This window comes from Paenibacillus sp. FSL H8-0034, assembly GCF_038000305.1.
Classification (GTDB): Bacteria; Bacillota; Bacilli; order Paenibacillales; family NBRC-103111; genus Paenibacillus_S.
The window spans coordinates 3,983,253-4,000,899 of sequence record NZ_JBBOBS010000001.1 but is presented as its reverse complement, the minus strand read 5'-3'; the positions used below and the strand labels follow the sequence as shown (position 1 = coordinate 4,000,899).

General features: G+C 47.4%; 14 protein-coding genes. 5 read left to right on the top strand and 9 right to left on the bottom strand.

Annotation, left to right across the window (positions count from 1 at the left end):
- Positions 1-68: 68 nt before the first annotated feature.
- Genes NST47_RS18220 through NST47_RS18210 form a run of 3 tightly spaced genes read right to left on the bottom strand, consistent with a single transcriptional unit; the run spans position 69 to position 2,945 of the window.
- Complete coding sequence (locus NST47_RS18220; protein ID WP_341156366.1) at positions 69-866, bottom strand: class I SAM-dependent methyltransferase; 798 nt, start codon at positions 864-866, stop codon at positions 69-71.
- The gene (locus NST47_RS18215) at positions 856-1,695 is read right to left on the bottom strand and encodes a Rossmann-like domain-containing protein (protein ID WP_341156365.1); all 840 of its coding nucleotides are present in this window, start codon (positions 1,693-1,695) and stop codon (positions 856-858) included. Before NST47_RS18215 ends, NST47_RS18220 begins: the two co-directional genes overlap by 11 nt.
- A 5-nt stretch (positions 1,696-1,700) precedes the next feature.
- Positions 1,701-2,945 carry an ATP-grasp domain-containing protein gene (locus tag NST47_RS18210; RefSeq protein ID WP_341159695.1) on the bottom strand — a complete coding sequence of 415 codons (1,245 nt, stop codon included), beginning with the start codon at positions 2,943-2,945 and terminating at the stop codon, positions 1,701-1,703.
- Positions 2,946-3,121: 176 nt separating this feature from the next.
- On the opposite strand from NST47_RS18210, the gene NST47_RS18205 reads away from it, so the two are divergent.
- Both NST47_RS18205 and NST47_RS18200 read left to right on the top strand, forming a co-directional pair.
- On the top strand, positions 3,122-3,700 hold the full coding sequence (locus NST47_RS18205; RefSeq protein WP_341156364.1) for a TetR/AcrR family transcriptional regulator: 579 nt from the start codon (positions 3,122-3,124) through the stop codon (positions 3,698-3,700).
- Positions 3,701-3,812: 112 nt separating this feature from the next.
- Positions 3,813-4,577, top strand: a complete 765-nt coding sequence (locus NST47_RS18200) for an SDR family oxidoreductase (protein ID WP_341156363.1) — start codon at positions 3,813-3,815, stop codon at positions 4,575-4,577.
- Between the two features lie 211 nt (positions 4,578-4,788).
- Here NST47_RS18200 and NST47_RS18195 read toward each other — a convergent pair whose 3' ends face one another.
- Positions 4,789-6,531, bottom strand: a complete 1,743-nt coding sequence (locus NST47_RS18195) for an ABC transporter ATP-binding protein (RefSeq protein ID WP_341156362.1) — start codon at positions 6,529-6,531, stop codon at positions 4,789-4,791.
- A gap of 205 nt (positions 6,532-6,736) precedes the next feature.
- Positions 6,737-7,606 (bottom strand): sigma-70 family RNA polymerase sigma factor, encoded by an 870-nt coding sequence (locus NST47_RS18190; RefSeq protein WP_341156361.1) that lies wholly within the window; start codon positions 7,604-7,606, stop codon positions 6,737-6,739.
- Positions 7,607-7,804: 198 nt separating this feature from the next.
- On the opposite strand from NST47_RS18190, the gene NST47_RS18185 reads away from it, so the two are divergent.
- On the top strand, positions 7,805-8,275 hold the full coding sequence (locus tag NST47_RS18185; RefSeq protein WP_341156360.1) for a carboxymuconolactone decarboxylase family protein: 471 nt from the start codon (positions 7,805-7,807) through the stop codon (positions 8,273-8,275).
- Positions 8,276-8,510: 235 nt separating this feature from the next.
- Here the strand turns inward: NST47_RS18185 and NST47_RS18180 are convergent, their stop codons facing one another.
- From NST47_RS18180 to NST47_RS18165, 4 genes are all read right to left on the bottom strand, one after another.
- Complete coding sequence (locus NST47_RS18180; protein WP_341156359.1) at positions 8,511-10,088, bottom strand: SagB family peptide dehydrogenase; 1,578 nt, start codon at positions 10,086-10,088, stop codon at positions 8,511-8,513.
- A 21-nt stretch (positions 10,089-10,109) separates the two neighbouring features.
- Positions 10,110-12,056 carry a TOMM precursor leader peptide-binding protein gene (locus NST47_RS18175; protein ID WP_341156358.1) on the bottom strand — a complete coding sequence of 649 codons (1,947 nt, stop codon included), beginning with the start codon at positions 12,054-12,056 and terminating at the stop codon, positions 10,110-10,112.
- On the bottom strand, positions 12,053-13,984 hold the full coding sequence (locus NST47_RS18170; RefSeq protein WP_341156357.1) for a putative thiazole-containing bacteriocin maturation protein: 1,932 nt from the start codon (positions 13,982-13,984) through the stop codon (positions 12,053-12,055). Before NST47_RS18170 ends, NST47_RS18175 begins: the two co-directional genes overlap by 4 nt.
- Before the next feature lie 186 nt (positions 13,985-14,170).
- Positions 14,171-14,470: a heterocycloanthracin/sonorensin family bacteriocin gene (locus NST47_RS18165; RefSeq protein ID WP_341156356.1), complete on the bottom strand. Its 300-nt coding sequence runs from the start codon at positions 14,468-14,470 to the stop codon at positions 14,171-14,173.
- A 301-nt stretch (positions 14,471-14,771) separates the two neighbouring features.
- Between NST47_RS18165 and NST47_RS18160 the strand changes: the two genes are divergently transcribed.
- A complete protein-coding gene (locus NST47_RS18160; protein ID WP_341156355.1) occupies positions 14,772-16,433 on the top strand; it encodes an AraC family transcriptional regulator in 1,662 nt (553 codons plus the stop codon).
- Between the two features lie 104 nt (positions 16,434-16,537).
- Entirely contained in the window at positions 16,538-17,587 is a 1,050-nt protein-coding gene (locus NST47_RS18155) for an ABC transporter substrate-binding protein (RefSeq protein ID WP_341156354.1), read from the top strand.
- The last annotated feature ends 60 nt before the right edge of the window (positions 17,588-17,647 follow it).

The window sequence follows — 17,647 nt, the reverse complement described above, 5'->3', positions numbered from 1 at the left end:
CACAGTCATGCAGATAAATGATTTAATTGTTTTTGCTTTCTCTTTTTCGTGGTTATACCGCTTTCCTTCTAGATCGCTTGCGCAATGATCTGCATACGTGTTCCCAGCATCTCCTGACTATAGATTAAAGGGTGATCCCCCTCATATTTGTTTACATGAGGTGCCGGTTGATCAAAAAGCTGCAGCACACGGAAGTTACTCGAAGTCAGATAGTGTACAAGCTCCTGCGGGAATAAGAGTCGATGTCTTAAATGCTCAACAATAGGTGTATATCCCGTAACGGTCCAGCAATAGTTACGATCCAGCATTTGATTGGCCAGATCAATACAAAAGCGCGTTTGAAGCGAGATAACAGTGTCATGAACCTTTCTCTGCTCAACCAGCTCTTCGGTTAGCCACCGCTGTCCCTCCTGCGTCAGGAAGAAGGCGGCATTTCGCATGTCAAGATAAAGGAGTCCCCCTGTATGCAGATGTTTTCGAAAACAGTGCAAGCTCGCAAGCACATCTTCATTGCTGAAGTTGTACAAAAACGTACTTCCCACACAATAAAGGACGTCAAACTGCTGCTGAAGCGAAAAGTCGGACTGATCTCCGTATACAAACGACATTTCTGGATAATGTTCTTTAGCCCACGAAAGCATTTCCGCTGAATTATCCAGACCAACAACCTCGTATCCGGCACGATTCAGATAGGCAACCTCTCGCCCAGGTCCAGATCCGATATCCAGTACCTTCTTCCCGGCCTTATATTCGATTAATAGCTTATGTATGAATTGCGCCATGCTTTGGTCATGCTCTCCGTTAAATGCCAAATAGAGCGAAGGATTCGTATGCAGAAAGTTATCCGTATTTAGTTTAATATTCATTGACGTCTTTCTTCTCCTGTCTGCTTGTATAGCCATAGAGTTGTGAAGCACCTGCGCTAAACTGCGTGAAGGGAAAGGGCTCGGCAATGAGCGCAGTCACCCCTTTGCTCATAAATTGAGCCACAACAGCACTTCCCGTTTGTGCATAGAGGATCAGAGGAATCTGTCTTTCTCTGACTCGCTCCAGAATACGGTCAAACGTCCCATTGCCTAAAGTCATGGCCGTGCAAATCACACTGTCCGCATGATCCAGCACTTTGTCCATATCCTTTTCCACGACTTCTCCTGACTGTGTTTCTTTAAGCTGCAAATCGCAAGGCAAACAAATCCCCCCGCGCTGTTGGATGGCCTCAACCAAAGGGTTGACCACACCTATAAGAGCCACTTTGTGAAAGGCTTGGATGTCAGCCATATTTGCGATAAGAGCATCGCGCAGCTTCGCTTTATGAATAGGTGTTCCCGCAGGAATATCAAATACTTGATTACTCTGGTTAAGGTGCGGATACACGACACCAAGATATGCATCCATCGCCGCGATTTGCACGGGAAGTCTCTCATCTCGTATGACAGTATCGAGGGATAACCCTGAGAATTGGGCTGCAGCTTCCATATTCAATTGATCTGCTGTGTGCGAGCACGCTCCAAAATAACCTTCCACTCTTAGCAGCAAATAATAATTGTGGTATTTGATCCTCGACGAAGGAAACTGAGTGGTCTGGTATATGCTGGATGAACCTGTAACCGGCAAGATATCCGGCTTCGGTCCCAGCTTGCCTGCTAAAATAGCTTCTCTCAAATCGTTCACTGTGTACGGAGCATTCATGTTCATTCGTTTCATTCCCCTTTACTGTCAAAGCTCAGAATTATTCGTTTGAGCGCTTCTTCCCCATACAATCTGGCGTTTAAGCCTTCCGTATCCTGCGTGATCACGTGCCCCAAGTAGCAGGCATTATCGATCGGAGTTTCTATAAATTTGCCAATACAATTTTCAATCCTATAGCGAACCATATGCGCATCCGACTCCAATGATTCAATCCCTTGAATATGAGTAATCGTGCCACTTTGGGAAGGAACAAGAAACAGGGCAGCTGCACTGGCAACTCCACTGTCTTTTATCGTGAGAACAGGCTTTAGGCCTAAAGAAAGTTCAACAAAGGCCTGGAGCAAATCGATACCTGTGACTCGTTGGATGAGTTCTACGATGTAATTACCAGCCGTTCTTGGATTGATTTCAACGATCCGCGGGCCCTCTGCTGTAAGCTTCACCTCCGTATGGGCAATTCCATGATCAAAGCCTACAGCTTGCAATGCTTTCTGAACAAACTGCGTTATCTCCGAATGTGTTTCATTATTCAGCTTGGCGGGGAACATATGGCCATTTTCGATAAAATAAGGAGTCCCGGTAATTGATTTATCCGTAATGCCCAACACCGTAATCTCGCCATTATAGGAGACGCTCTCTACACTAACCTCCTCACCTTTCATATACGCCTCAAGGAGATAAGTGCATTCTCTTTCCTGATCTCTAAAATTGAGTGGGAATGCTTCAAGTGCATGGTAAGCGTCTTGTAATTCCCTCCCATTTTGAATAAGGCTCACAAATGCACTGGATGCAAGATCTACTGGCTTCAGAACTAATGGATAGCCAATTGCAGCTGCAGCCTGCTCCACCTCTGCCCAACTATATGCAAGTCGATAGTTCGGATTTGCAAGTCCAGCTCGGTCGAGCGCCTGACGCATAAGATGTTTTTGCCGTACGGTCTTCACTTTGTCTGGAAAAGGAGATGGCAGCTTAAAGGCCTTGGCTACTTCTCTCACAACCTCGATGTAATAATCGCAGACCGTAATGACACCGTCAAAACGATAGGGCCGCAGGAATTCAATTAAGCCAGGAATATCATTCGTTTCGGTAATGAGAACGGATTCCGCATACTTGAGTACTGGATGTTGCTCTGTACTGAGAGCACTTTGGTAATGCTCAGGCTTGCGAGTTACAAAGGTATATGTGTGCCCCAGCGACTTCAAAAGTGGTGGCAGCAGGTTGCCGCTTGCTCCTACCCAACTCTCAATCATCAACATATGTGCCAAAAAAACCTCTCCTTTTATTCGTAAAATTTACTATTACAATCAATGTACTATACATTATTATCCAGTGTCAATCATTGGTAACAAAATAATTACCGTTGTTGATTTCAAAAATAATTCTTTACTGATCGTTCCCGTAATGATATGATGTTTTCCGGAGGGGGATATAAATGGCACGAAGCAAAGAATACGACGAGAATGAAGTACTTCAAAAGGCTATGCAGCTCTTCTGGGAACAGGGCTACGAAAAAACCTCGATGTCTGATCTTGTCGAACATATGGGAATTCATAGAAGAAGTATATACGACACGTTCAGCGACAAGCATACCTTGTTTCTCAAAGCTTTGAATCGTTACGGTGAAATCATGGGTAAGGACCTTGAAAGAAGAATTAAACAAGCTGAATCCGCTGCGCAAGCTCTACGTTATATTTTGGAGTTCACTATCGATAAGAACGAGAACACTCCTCTCGGCTGCCTGTTTGTTACTGCAGCGGTAGAGCTGGCGACACATGATGCCGATGCTGATTCTTTAGCAACTAAAGGCTTTGCCAATGAAGAGCAGCTGCTCACGGATATTATTCAGTGGGGACAGCATGGCGGCGAATTTGCGTCTGATTGTGATGCCAAAGAGCTGGCGGAGTCTTTGCAAAATACGCTTCTAGGGCTTAGGGTCATGTCACGTACATCGATAAGCAAGGAAAAGCTTTACCGTATAGCCAATCATTCTATGAAAATTTTAGAAAAGTAAACAACTAATTTTTTTTGAACAAAAGAGAATGATCATTCCCAAAAGAGCTGCATGTTCTCGAGCACAATATCCCCCAATCACATAATTAGTAATTAAAAGGAGAGAATAATAAATGACAACAGCACAGGATTTAAACGGAAAAGTGGCATTGGTAACTGGCGGAACGCGGGGAATTGGATTGGAAACTGTTCGTGGTCTGGCTCAATTAGGAGCCACGGTAGTAATTGGTGCCCGTGATGCCAATAAAGCTATTGAAGTCGCTGAACAATTTAAACAAGATGGTCTGAAGGTTGAAAGTATTAAACTCGATGTGAATGTTCATGAAGATCATCTAGCTGCTTATAAATATCTGGATGAGAACTATGGTAAGCTGGATATCTTGATCAACAATGCCGGGGTTTTGCTGGATCAAGAGAATGTGTCCCTCGAAATTATCAACAGAACAAGTACTCTGCCTATGAAGGTATTACGGGACACATTTGATGCCAATTTCTTTGCTCAAGTTGAACTGACACAAATTCTTTTACCACTGATTCGTAAATCTGCTGCCGGACGTATTGTCAACTTATCCAGCATACTGGGGTCACTCACCCTTCATTCGGATCCTAACTCATTTATTTATTCCATTAAAACTTTTGCTTATAATGCCTCCAAATCAGCTTTAAACGCCTTCACGGTTCACTTGGCCGAAGAACTCAAAGACACACCCATTAAAGTTAATTCGATTCATCCCGGCTGGGTTCGCACTCGACTCGGCGGCGACAAGGCTCAATATGATGAGGTGGAAGGCAGCCGTTCGAGCATATTGGCCGCAACGCTACCTGAGGATGGTCCAACAGGCGGCTTCTTCCATCTCGAAGATGCTTTGCCTTGGTAATTCAAACTATTTAAAAGACTTTAACAATCAGCTGTCCCTGAAGCCATCAACCCGTTTCCTATAATCGGACATCCAAGCAGTACGCAATACCCGGTACAAAACCCATCATACATGGTGCGAGCAAAGCAAGCGAATAGACAGCCGGGTTCATCCCGAGCACGCAAAATCGGCTTCCTCTTCGTGAAGGGTAAGCCGATTTTGCGTGTCGCTGCTATGTTATTAATTCAAACTGCTTGGCATACAGATGGGCATACACGCCATTTCCCGCAAGCAGTGAATCATGCGTGCCTTGTTCCGCAATTCCGTCCTCCGTCAATACAACAATTCGTTGAGCATTGCGAATCGTGGACAGCCGATGGGCAATGACAAGCGTTGTGCGCCCTTTTGCTAATAATTCCAGCGATTCCTTGACTATACTTTCGCTCTCGTTATCCAGCGCACTCGTTGCTTCATCCAAGATGAGAACAGGAGGGTTTTTCAAAAATACACGAGCAATACTTAGCCGCTGCTTTTGACCACCAGACAGCTTGACGCCTCGTTGTCCGATCTCGGAGTGATAGCCGTTAGGCAAGTTCATAATAAAATCATGGGCGTTGGCGTGCTTAGCGGCTGTAATAATATCATCATCGTTCGCAGATGGTTGTCCGTAACGAATGTTTTCCATAACGGTTCCTGCAAAAAGGTATACCTCTTGCTGTACAATGCCGATATGATTTCTTAAAGATCGTAGATCGATATCCCGGACATTGATCCCGTCCAGCAGCACCTCACCACTGGTTGCTTCATAGAACCGAGGAATGAGCGAGCATAATGTCGTTTTTCCCGCTCCGGACGGTCCTACTAAAGCAACGTACTCTCCCGGCTGCACGTGTAATGACAGATTTGCCAGCACCTGATTTAAATGATCCTCGTATCGGAAGGATACATTCTTGAACTCAATCTCCCCACGCACCTCTCGCAGCATCCAAGCATTCGGTTTGTTATCGATTGTCGGCTTCAGGCTCATCATTTCCATAAAACGCTGGAAGCCTGTGGTTCCTTCTTGCAGCTGTGTGCTCATATGCGTCAGCCGTTGAATAGGTTCAACCATAAAGCCGATATAAAGAAGAAACGTGATCAAATCTGCTATTTCCAATGTGCTTCCAACAATACTGGCACTTCCAAAGATGATCACGGTAATCGTAATCAATTGAATAATCGTTTCGACACCATTAAAAAAATACGCTTCTGCCTTATACGTTTGCTTACGGCTATCGAGGAAACGATAATTTTCACGGTTAAACTTATCGACCTCTATGTGCTCGTTGGCGAACGATTTGACTACTCGGATTCCTGACAGACTATCCTCTACCTGCGCGTTAACGTCCCCGATTCGCTCTTTGTTTCTTCGTAATGCTTTGTTCAATTTCTTATTGAAATACAAGGATAAGACACCGAGTAGTGGAAAAAAACAGAATACCGCAACCGTTAAAGAGGCATTGATAGAGAACAAAATCACAAATGCACCAATAAAGCGGACGAGGTATTTGACGTAGTCTTCCGGGCCATGGTGGTACAGTTCGGAGAGCAGCAAGAGATCGTTGGTTATGCGGGACATAAGCTTCCCTGTCTTTTCCTTATCGTAAAAGTCATAGGATAAGGATTGCATATGTGCGAACAGCTCGCTGCGCATGTCACTTTCCATACGTGCACCGACTTCATGACCCTTATAATCCACAAAATAGTTCCCTATATTCTGGATCGCGACCATAACAATCATGAGCCCGCCAATCCCATACACTTTACCCAACGCAGTGGACAAGTCTCCTGCCAAAATATTTTTCGTAATGTACTGAACCAGCAGCGGAAACACCAAGCTCACAGCAGATACGATAAAGGTACAGACCAATACAGCAATAAATAATTTTATATAGGGTTTGTAATAAGAGAAAAATTTTTTCATTGGAAAACGCATGGTTTACCCCTTCTTCGTGTTTTATTAAATTACACATAAGGGGTACAACTTTTACAATTTATAAAATGGTTCCACCCTTATATGCGGATATGGTGTGGTTGATCATGTTTTTTTTCATGTGTATGGCCTCCCTGTTCGTTGATATCTTCAGTATAAACTTTTTCTTACAGGCGCGAACAGTGTAGATTTTAGTTTTAATCGTTCTTTACCGATCGCCCCATACCGCGAGATCCAACTGCCTGATACGTGTAGGATCGGAAATCAAATCGACCTCGGCTATCTTTCCGTTCCTTATTGTGAATTTCAGTACATAGAGCAGTCTTCCGCGAGGAGCCACGATCACTCCAACGGACCCGTTCACGAGAGCTGACTGTGCAGCCTGTGCACGTCCCGAAACTTGCTTGGCCAGAGCTACGGCTCCTCGTGTTATTCTTGAGGCCCCCTGCTGGCGATCGTCCCGAAGCACAACGTCTGGATCAAGCGCCGCTACCAACGAATCGAAATCCCCGGCGTGGGCCGCAGCAAGAAAAGCGTCAATTAGTTCTCGTTGTCGAGCAAGATCGGCTTCAGACGTTGTCCCCGCCCCTTGTACCCTGCGGCGTGCCCGGCTCGCAAGTTGTCTGGCCGCGATCTCGGATTTCCCCACAATAGGAGCGATCTCGGTGAAGGGCATACCAAATATATCGTGCAGTACGAACGTGATGCGCTCTGCAGGATTCAGATTGTCGATCACGACCAACAGCGCGAGACCGACGGAATCAGCCAGCAGTGCTTCATATTCAGGGTCACTTCCAGTTTCATGGCTCGCGAACGTTTCTGGCAAGTGTGTTTCTATCGATTCCTCGCGTCTTGATTTTCGCGACCTCAGCATATCGAGGCACAATCGCGAGACAACTGTGGTCAGCCATCCTCCCAGATTCTCAACACCGCTTGAATCCGAGCGATTAAGACGCAGCCAAGATTCCTGAACCGCGTCCTCTGCCTCGCTCAATGATCCCAGCATTCGATAAGCCACTGCCTTCAGGTGATCTCGGTGCGCTTCGAATTGCTCTGCCAACGCTTTATGCTCGCTCATCATTCAACATCCTTCTTCATATAAAATCAGCCTTTATAAGTATTGACGTATGAAGTCCAGGCGATGTGACAGGATGCCAAATATTCGTTGATTCCCCCTCAGCCCTTGCAGACTTGTCACATTCCGGCGAATCGATCCGTCATCGTAGTGAAGGGCCGGACAATCGGCTCCTATCCCAGTAATCAAGGAGTGTTACCCATGCAATCAAGAATGCAGAGTCCCGCTATGATCGTACCTGAAGCGATTCAAGCCTTGCAAGCCCTGGGCAAAGCCCTGTTCGCGTCGGCAGAGACAACCGGCGTTCCGAGCCGGACGCTCTTTCTTGCCTATCTTCGGGCAAGCCAAATTAATGGAGACAGCGTCTGCGTAGAACTTCACTCACGCAATGCCTTGGCGGCAGGTGATACCGCAGACAGGCTTCTCACCGTAGCGGCATGGCGCGAAACACCGCACTTTACCAATGCAGAACGCGCTGCCCTGGCGCTCAGCGAGGTGGTTACCCGACTCAGCGACCGTACCGATCCGGTGTCGGACGAGAGCTACAACGAGGCAGCCCGACACTACGATGAGCAGGCGCTGGCCACGCTCATCGCCGGAATCGCCACAGCTAACCTCTGGAATCGCCTTAACGTCTCTACAAGGCAGATGGTCAGCGTTCCGACCCGGTGAGTGCCATTTAGACAGACATAGAGCACGGAGAAGGACGTCCACCATTGGTCGTCTTTCTTGTGTATCCTTACCGTCATTGTATCGTTGTTATTGGAAAGTCGCATGCATTGCCTGTGTAGTCTGCTACCATAAGCGATTGGTGTTCTCCAGAGCCAAATGAGTGCAAATCAAACCTGATGACATAACAAAAAAGCCGCGATTCAAGTTTGGCGACTTTTTATGTAACCATGTTGTTTTAGCTGTGCAAACCTCCTTCCAAACGAGAACGCTGACGATGGTGACCGATCGGGATCTGAATGAGACTGGTCTTGCCATGTTCAGCTAATTGGTACAGCTCATCACAGATAGCAGTATTAAATCCGAGCAATGGCCGCCCTCCCATACCCATGGCGGACGCCGCTAACAGTAAATTTTGTACAAGTATCCCCGCTTCCATCTGCTGAATGCGATATCCCCGGTACCCTAATACCGATTTGTGGTAGTCTTGAACGCTTACCACATGGAGGCAGAGGGGTACTTGAAACAAGTTGACGTTATTCATCGACATGCCAAGCTGCAGCCTTAGCCGATGATCTCCCGGACGTACCCGGCACAACAAATGGGCTGTGCTATCATAGCGATAGGCACCGTCAGGAATGCCTTCAACATGATACAAACAACAGTACAAGGATATGCGAGCTGCAGTATTTTCATTGGGAGCATTCAGGTCATTATTATAAGATAAAGAAGCCGTCGCCTGCTGCAGCAAAGCTGCCACTTCGGAATCGGTCACCTTGCTCAATACGAAATCCGCCTCTGGTGAATACCGATTTTGGCAAACAGTGGTCAAATCATAGGATAGCCGCTTCACGTGGGGCAAATATACCGACTGTAGTCTGCTTTCAACATGCTTCGTCTCCCCAACGTGTCGAAACGAACCTATTGAATCCAGCATGGACGCCTCGTTCATCCGGGTCAGCATCGGATATGCTTTGACTTTAAGCGACCGCTGGAAGCTGTCATGTTGAACTTCCGGCAGTTCCCTGCACAATTGAACCGCAGAGCTCTCCCCCACTTCATCTATCCCATTGTGCAACCAGGATGTCATGGGCTTCGCCGAAAGTGGGATCACCGCATACACGCTCTCATCCCTAGCGGATATCCCAAGCAGATGATTAACCGCCCGATCCAGAAATTGGAAATATACCCTTGATTCGTAACCATACTGTCGGGTCACTTCAAGTAATTGACCAATCATTACACCCGTGTCCAATCCTTGCAATCGATAAGCAAAGTTATTGTATTTATAAAAGTTTTTCCAAAACATCACGGAAACCAAAATCGTTGCAAAACAACCCGATATCTCACATCGGCTTCCGAGTGCCTGATTCAGGTAGGAATCAAAGTTCCCCTCACGAAGCAATACCAGCCGATGGTGCGCCGCATCGTAATGGTACACGCCGACAGGAGCATCGGCCGTCTTCAGATATATATACAGCTCATTCGGATACAATCCGCCGCCTGAAGGGACAAAACGCCTATACATCTGCAGCGGGCCCAGCTTTTGGTTCATGGAATGGACCGCAGGGTATTGACTCAATCGTGTCAGGCCATATACATGCCATAGAAAATGACCGATAGTTGTCAGATCGGGATTGGCGGGCAATCGAATTCTATACAGTGACAACGGGATTTCCAGGGATAAAGGAAAGACTGGCAATCTGCGATATAGCTTATATGGAAGAGGCGCGTCATCCCAGTCGACTTGCCAGTCCTGCGGTCTGGACTCATTAGTATCCTCATGGAGACTGCGCAGGAATGTTTCCAGACTCATCTTCCTTCCTCCTCTGTTGTTTTAAGGGAACGGGTGCGGATGTGGATTGAGTTGGTTCAAGAGCAGCGGCTGTGCAGCATACCCGAGCAGCGCCGGTACCTTTAACACTCTGTCCAACCCTATCACACGGGTGAGATGTTGACCGAACGTCATCGGAAGCATACCTGGAATCAGCACCTTCACGCAGTACAGTTTATTTCGTTGTAGTTCAGGCGTTGTCTGATCTACCACGATCACGTCGAGATTCAAGCGGTGGAACGCCTGAAGAGCGTCCTTCAGGTCATCAGTCAAATCCGAATGCACCGGTGCCTGATCAAATTCCTCCTGAAATGCCCGCAGAGGTCGGCTTTCTTCCAGCAGAAATTGCAGACGATCCTCTGCCTCCGGTAAGCTGTACAGCATCGAATGGTCTTCCATACCAGTCACCAAGGATGGGTCATTGATCATTTGCTTATACTGCTCGCGGTTTTCTTCGAACTTTGCATCGAGTGTCAACGTCATCCCCGATAGTTCATGAACCGCACTTTTCGCAGCGCGAACGGGGTCTGGATGAGCCCCTGCAGCGCAAATCAGATTGACTCCCTTGGACTTTATGTTTTTGGCTATTGCCCACACGCTTGAAATTCCATTTTCCATCGTTGCGTTATACAAATACACATCGAATCCGGCTACCGTCTGCATCCGCTGTATCATAAGCTCCAGCTCCATATCGCCTGCAGAATAAGGATCAAGCCTGGGGAGCGGCAGCTGTGCATACCAGGTCAACAGAAAAGAATCGCGTTCCACCACTTCCATGATGCCGTAAAATATAGCCTCTTCTAAGCTTCCTCCCAATGCGCAGCCGTTGGACGTTTCATAGATAAATCCTTGACCGCAGCTTGAACTGTAATAAGCAAGCTGCTGCGGAATTAATATTGGGTTTTGCCGCTCAAACGAATAACCCCATACCCAATCGATCGGCTCGTCAGGATGAAATGGCTTGAAAGGAAAATGAGGCCGCTCATACTGCTCCTTCGCATACAAGCCTATCGCAGCAGGATGAAGGGCATGCTCCGCCAGATTACGGTAACTGTCGTTAACCGTCGGCCTTTTACCGCGAGGCGCCATGCCGCAATATCGCTCCAAGCCCTCCATAATAGCTGTCAGTTCGCTCTCCGCATATGAGTGTGTACGGCCTGCTGTCGCCTCATCATGGTCGAACATAGGTAGATTTACACTCACATCAGCAAAAGGCGACATGAGATCAATCATTTTTCCATTCAAAAAGCCGGTCTTATAATCCAGATAATCTTTCACCAGAAAGCTTCCAAGCTCCTCTAACGACCGGCTGCGATAGCTTTTGGGGCTAATCTTGGGACTTGATTGAAGAGAGATTCGGGCCCTTGCTGGTGTATCTTCAGACATATAACTGCAAAATGGACAGAGTGGGTCCGGCAGAAAACAGTGACTGGTGCTCCTTAATGTTTTCATATCCATGAAAAACACTCGTTCTTCCAAGCGGGAAGGGTTGCCTTGAAGCACATCCATCGACCTTTTTACAATCAGTTGTGCCAACTGCGAAAGCCCAGCACTTGATGTCCAGGCGTCACGAGAATTCCCGCCACTCTTTAGACGCTGCTGCAGCATCCACGTCTCCTTGCGGTCACGTCCTGCCAAGAGGCGCCGAGTGTCAGCACATTGTGTACACCCGGTTAAATCAGGCCGGACTAGCGGTCCGATCACACCTTCGCCAAATGCAACAAAACCTCGCAGCCATGGAATAGCTGCTTTGCGGAAAAGCTCTTCCGCTTCCTGATGAACGGAGGGATGCCATGCATCGTGCAGCACCAAGGCGAAATCGACATCGACATCTTCCGGCACACCTCCCTTTAAGTCGCTCAGGCGCATAATCCTGCTTAAGGCGGACAGCTCTCGGGTCACAAGATCCGCCAGCCCTCCCTCTCCAATAATAGCCAGCCCTCTGTTCACCGGGACTCCCCCTCTCGCAGCAGCACGCCAAACACTCCTTTGAGTTCCTCTTGCAAAAACGGTTCTACAGCCAGATCCATAACAAAAAGCTGTTTGCCGTTCTTTTTCAATAGCTGTAAGGCTTCCTGTAAAATTTCGGACTGTAAATTTCCTTCACTTGAGGGTATCACAAGGTCAACCACGGTATCCTTGCCAAATCTCACGGACGAAGCTTCCAGCTCCAGAACCTGATTCGCAGGATATGCGGAATTATTTTGCAGCTTCTGGAGTGCAGCTTGTAGTCCCTTCTGCAGCGCCATAGTTATATTCAAGTCCGTACTGCCATACCAGTATTCCCCTGTACCGACCCATACTGTTGGGAAACCCGACACTGGCTCTCCCAAGGCAATCACCGGCTCTCTCCTCATAGTGGTCAAAGCCTGTAAATAATACCGGCTGCGTTGATCCTCTACCCTATTTAGCTGAACCCGAGTGACAGTTTGCTCATGAACCTGCTGCATGGCGTGCTGCTTGGCCAAATTGGCTTTTAAGCCTCGCAGAACGCCTTCTGCTGCCGTTTCCCCTACACCGGTACCAACAACCTCTTGCGTGTTTAGGATGATGTCGGCCAATCGTGATACATATGCTTCAAGCCCGATCAGTCCCGATTCCCGCCGCGCTTCCTCGTGTGTCAGCCCTGTACCGATCTGCTCCGGCAGCAGGCCAGCAGGACCCTGCGATAATGGATCAACCGTCTGAACACGACACTGCGAGAGTGGCAGCTGTCTCAAATCCCCTTCCTCCCAAATATGAAGAATCCCTGATTGTGCTGAAGTTAATCGGCTCAAATAAGTCAACAGCCCACTTTTGTCCGCATTCCCCTCACTCCCATCATGTTGAAGCTGCAGCTGGAGCTTCGATGCTTGAACTGTTCGGGCTTCCTCAAATCCATGAATCAGAGGATGCGGCATGAATGGGTGCCAGCTGCCCTCCAACGTTTCCAGGTCCAGCAGAAAAAACGAATTTCTCAGCTCTGAGCCCCCGGTAGCGGTTTTAAACAGCTCGAACACAATCACATTGGCAAGCATCGCTCCCGCTGTTGCTGAGAAAATATGCAGCTCCGGGTCCTTAATAACGGCTGGCTGGTGGACCCGACGCCACGCTGATTCCCAGCACCCCTCCGCATCCGGATGTACAACCGGACCAGCCATTCCTGCCTGATGCAGGCACATGGCTGGCAGCAGCATCTTTTTTTCCGTTTTGCAAGCTGTATGGAGGTGACGGAACTCTTCTATATCCCCCTCTTGAGATACATACAAAACCGATTGGAATGGCTGGACAACATCTCTCCAACCATCTGCTCCATCCCTTCGTCTCATGACTTCCTTAAGAACCGCATCAGGATCTGTACGGCGGGCCTGCTCTGCCAATTCCATTAATCGTTCCCGGTTCGTCGGCACCGAATCGGTTATCAGCATATTGATTTTAGGCAGCCCCGACTCCATTAATGAAGAAATCAATGCAACGAAGATCGGACCTGATCCGACTGCTAAGACGTCGGTCTGCCGATAACACTGAAATCGGTATGCGCCGGAATCACCGAAGCTTTCTAAAAAAGCTATTTGTCCAGCGTACTTTTGGATAATCCCGTCCGTTAATTGATGCGTTAGGTCTTTACTTACATCCCGGACAAAGCCTTGTTGGTATAACACATTCGCGATTTCATAAACCCGTTCACGGTGCGTGTACGACAACCCGCCTGTCAAATCCGCCAAGGTATGCTCTCCACTGAACATAGGAACCAGCTTTTCAATCCACCGGTCGATCATCCCGCCCTCCATGCGGAATGTGCCTACGTTATTACGGAAGTACACACCGTCGTTCGGAACAGGAAGAAAAAACGTGTCATCCTTAACTTTTATGCGTGCAGCAGGGGTTAGACTTGTCATTTGTCTCCTCCTAATTGTTGCGAATTACGCTATTGTGGAACCCTCTCTTCCATATTGTATGTACGTTAATTCGTCCCACATGCCTTGCCTGTAAGGAATAAATGCCCCTGACAACCTGTTGTTGTAAGGGGCGGGCTCTTCTCTACAGCAGAAGCAATTTTAATTAACAACCTTGAAACAATAGAATTAACGACAACGATGAAAGCCGCCACATCCACCACAGCGAAAGCCGCCGCATCCACCACAACGAAATCCACCGCATTGAAAACCGCCGCAAAAACCTACACAAGCGCCAACGCAAAAACCACCGCAAAAACCTACGCAAAAGCCCCCGAAGCCAACACACAGCCGTGACGGATCCACCTGATTGACGCCATTAGGATACTGAACTCCCGGGTACTGACCTTGCTGGTTCCAAGGTGTCATCTCTCCAGTCTGAAACTGGGAAACACTTAATTGTTGCAGATCATTTTGAAATTGATTCATTGTAAAAGCCTCCTATAAATGTTCTTCTGTTCACAGATACAACCATGAAGGAAGGAATGAACTTACCATACATTCAATCTATGGTAAGTATCCGCATCTGTTACTGATTCAAACGCCCATTTTATGGGCATTTGTACCAAAGCAAGCTATTGTGGACAGAGGAACATCGTGGGTTTCACTCAAATGAACCGATGTTTCGCGCAAAGGAGCTCTATAGGGAATTGAAAGAAAGCTCTGCTTGCTGTACAATTAGCCATATTAAATGAGAATTATTCTCATTATTGTCTGGGAGGACAACCAAATGAGTATGGGTTTACATAATACGGAAACTGATATCGAGACCCTGTTCCAACAATCACTGCTTGAAGTCAGCACTATCGAATATCTCGATTACGGTACTTATCGGTCTGAAGAATCCTCAGAGCTTGACCATCATGTGCTGTTGTTTATTGTTGGGGGCAGCGGTGAAATATTGTTAAATGGTCAGATGCTGCAGCTTTCACGTAAACATGCGTTGTTACTGCTTCCGGGGATGAAAGCTGTAATCAACAGCATGCACCAGCCTAATCTAAAACTATATCGGGTCTCGTTTGAGCTATATCGCCAGTCCGAATCAACCTCTTCATACAGAGGGTATGAAAAAGAACGCTCCTTTCCCGTACAAGGACAGATTGCGATACATCAGTATGGCTTATATTCCAAGCTGATCAAGCTTATATACGATAATCACCACTCACTGGATGTGGCCATGAAGCTGCAGCAGTCCATTTACATGTACGCCATTTTGCGTATGCTGCTTAAAGAAGCACAGTCCGTAATTACCATCGATACCTGGAATGCGTTTGAACAATCGGTACGCTATATGCAGGATGCTTATCACACGGATATCACTCTGGATAAGCTGGCCGACCTGGCAGGCTTGAATCCCTCCTATTATTCGACACTGTTCAAGCAAAAGATGGATAAAAGTCCGATTGAATACTTAACCGGCTTGCGAATGAACAGGGCCAAGGAGCTTCTGCTGCTCTCACAGGACAAAATTCGCAATGTGGCCCGTGAGGTCGGTTACAAGGATGAATTCTATTTCAGCCGTCGGTTCAAAGCCCAGTATGGCGTCGCACCATCCGTCTATCTGAAGCATCACCACAGCAATGTGGCCTCGCTTTCTTACGCATGCACCGATCATTTATACACACTTGGCATCGTCCCCTATGCGGCCAGAATCGATAAAGGACCGACTTCTATTACGGACCGTGTGTCGGAACCACTGGAAAGCTCCCAGTCCTGGGACATCTGGAGACAGAAGCTGATACGGGCGAAGCCCGATATGATTATGTGCAAAGAAAATATATCCCTCCAGGCCAGAAACAACATAGGCGACATCGCCCCTATTATTGTGATCCCCTGGATGCAAAAGGATATTTTCTATCATCTACAAGAAATTGCCCAGCTTGTAGATAAAGAGCAGGCAGCCAAGGAATGGCGGGAGCGCCACGAGCAGCGAGTAGAGCTTGCACGCAAAAAAGTCGGGGCCGCTACCGGCAGTAAATCCGTTGTCATATTCACCTTTACCGCCAATGGACTGCGAATATACGGTGCGCGCAATATGGGTCATGTTTTTTATCGTTCCCTGCAAATGCACCCCCCTGAAAAGCTGCAAAGACAAATCGATAAGCATGATATTGGAACCGGACTGGTCTGGGTAGCCGCTTCTGCTGAGGAGATCGGCGATTACGAGGCGGATTACCTATTGCTTATCGCAAAGTCAGAGCAGGAGGCAAGAGCTGGCATGAAGCAGCTTCAGGCCACCGAGGCATGGCTTCGTCATCCAGCGGTAAAATCCGGTAGGGTGTTCTTCATGAGCTTTAATCGATGGCTGATTTATGCACCGGATTCAATAGACCGGCAGCTGGAGGAAGCGGTCGCCCTGTTGTCCGGTTCAGGTGGAAAGCAGCTCATCTAAAAATAATCCATGCAAAATAATCCCCCTTGTGTCATGGAATGCTTGTCACATTCCCTGTATAATCAACGAGAATGATTATCATTATTATAAGAGGGGGATCATAAATGAGATACGGAAAACAGCTTGGTATCGCCATTACCTATATCATGATGGCTGTACTCATACTCGCCTGCGGCAGCACAGGCAGCAATCAGGCTTCAAGCTCCAACCCAGCTCCAACACCACCAACGGCTAGCGCTCCGACTTCTGACAGTGCAGCAAGCGGGACTAAGGAAACAGCAGCAGCCCCACAAGGAAGCCGGATCATTAAGCATGATCTAGGAGAAACGACGATCCAGGGCACACCACAAAGGATCGTTGTGCTCGAGCTTGGTTTTATTGATGCACTTCTTGATGTAGGGCTGAAGCCTCTCGGCGTCGCTGACGATAACAAACCCAACCTGATTGTGGAGGATGCGCTCAAAAAGATTGAAGGCTACACAGCCGTGGGTATGCGAGCCCAGCCAAGTCTGGAGAAGATTAAAGTACTGAACCCCGATTTAATTATTGCCGATACCGATCGCCACAAAAACGTTTACGCGGAATTATCAAAAATCGCGCCGACCCTTTCACTCAAAAATCTTAACGCCAATTATCAGGAAACACTGGATGCTGCGGCTACGATAGGCAATGCTGTGGGCAAAAAAAGTGAAATGGACAAGATCCTCGAAACCCATAAAGCCAAGATGAAAGCATTACAGACCAAAGCAGCCGGCATCAAAAAAAGTGTGCTGCTGATCGGCAATACGGATACGGAAATGACAGTCCGTCATGCTGAATTTTTCTCATCACAGCTGATGAGTACGATCGGGTTTAACTATTTATTGAACAATAACTCCAAATTCGGTACAGCTGACCGAAATGTGAAAATGACAATTGAACAACTGCTGGAACTTGATCCGGACATCATTATTTTAATGTCAGGCGATGTGGACAAGAAAGATAAGGATGGCAATAGACCAGTTCATAAAGATCCCTTATGGCAAGAATTGAAAGCAGTCAAAACCAAACAAATGTTTGATGTGGATCGGTATGCGTGGTCGCTTCGCCGCAGTGTGCAGGGTGCTAATGTGATGCTGGACCAAACCGAGAAAGAGATTTTGAAGCTGAAATAACCGCTAATGGCGGTGCTCAATTTTGAAAAGATCTTTTTATTAATTTTGTCGGAAAGGAAG

Bases quoted from the DNA above. Each gene is read 5' to 3' on its own strand.
- NST47_RS18170 (WP_341156357.1), bottom strand. From the start codon at position 13,984: ATGACAAGTCTAACCCCTGCTGCACGCATAAAAGTTAAGGATGACACG.
- NST47_RS18165 (WP_341156356.1), bottom strand. From the start codon at position 14,470: ATGAATCAATTTCAAAATGATCTGCAACAATTAAGTGTTTCCCAGTTT.
- NST47_RS18185 (WP_341156360.1), top strand. From the start codon at position 7,805: ATGCAATCAAGAATGCAGAGTCCCGCTATGATCGTACCTGAAGCGATT.
- NST47_RS18195 (WP_341156362.1), bottom strand. From the start codon at position 6,531: ATGCGTTTTCCAATGAAAAAATTTTTCTCTTATTACAAACCCTATATA.
- NST47_RS18160 (WP_341156355.1), top strand. From the start codon at position 14,772: ATGAGTATGGGTTTACATAATACGGAAACTGATATCGAGACCCTGTTC.
- NST47_RS18210 (WP_341159695.1), bottom strand. From the start codon at position 2,945: ATGTTGATGATTGAGAGTTGGGTAGGAGCAAGCGGCAACCTGCTGCCA.
- NST47_RS18155 (WP_341156354.1), top strand. From the start codon at position 16,538: ATGAGATACGGAAAACAGCTTGGTATCGCCATTACCTATATCATGATG.
- NST47_RS18220 (WP_341156366.1), bottom strand. From the start codon at position 866: ATGAATATTAAACTAAATACGGATAACTTTCTGCATACGAATCCTTCG.
- NST47_RS18200 (WP_341156363.1), top strand. From the start codon at position 3,813: ATGACAACAGCACAGGATTTAAACGGAAAAGTGGCATTGGTAACTGGC.
- NST47_RS18215 (WP_341156365.1), bottom strand. From the start codon at position 1,695: ATGAACATGAATGCTCCGTACACAGTGAACGATTTGAGAGAAGCTATT.
- NST47_RS18190 (WP_341156361.1), bottom strand. From the start codon at position 7,606: ATGAGCGAGCATAAAGCGTTGGCAGAGCAATTCGAAGCGCACCGAGAT.
- NST47_RS18180 (WP_341156359.1), bottom strand. From the start codon at position 10,088: ATGAGTCTGGAAACATTCCTGCGCAGTCTCCATGAGGATACTAATGAG.
- NST47_RS18205 (WP_341156364.1), top strand. From the start codon at position 3,122: ATGGCACGAAGCAAAGAATACGACGAGAATGAAGTACTTCAAAAGGCT.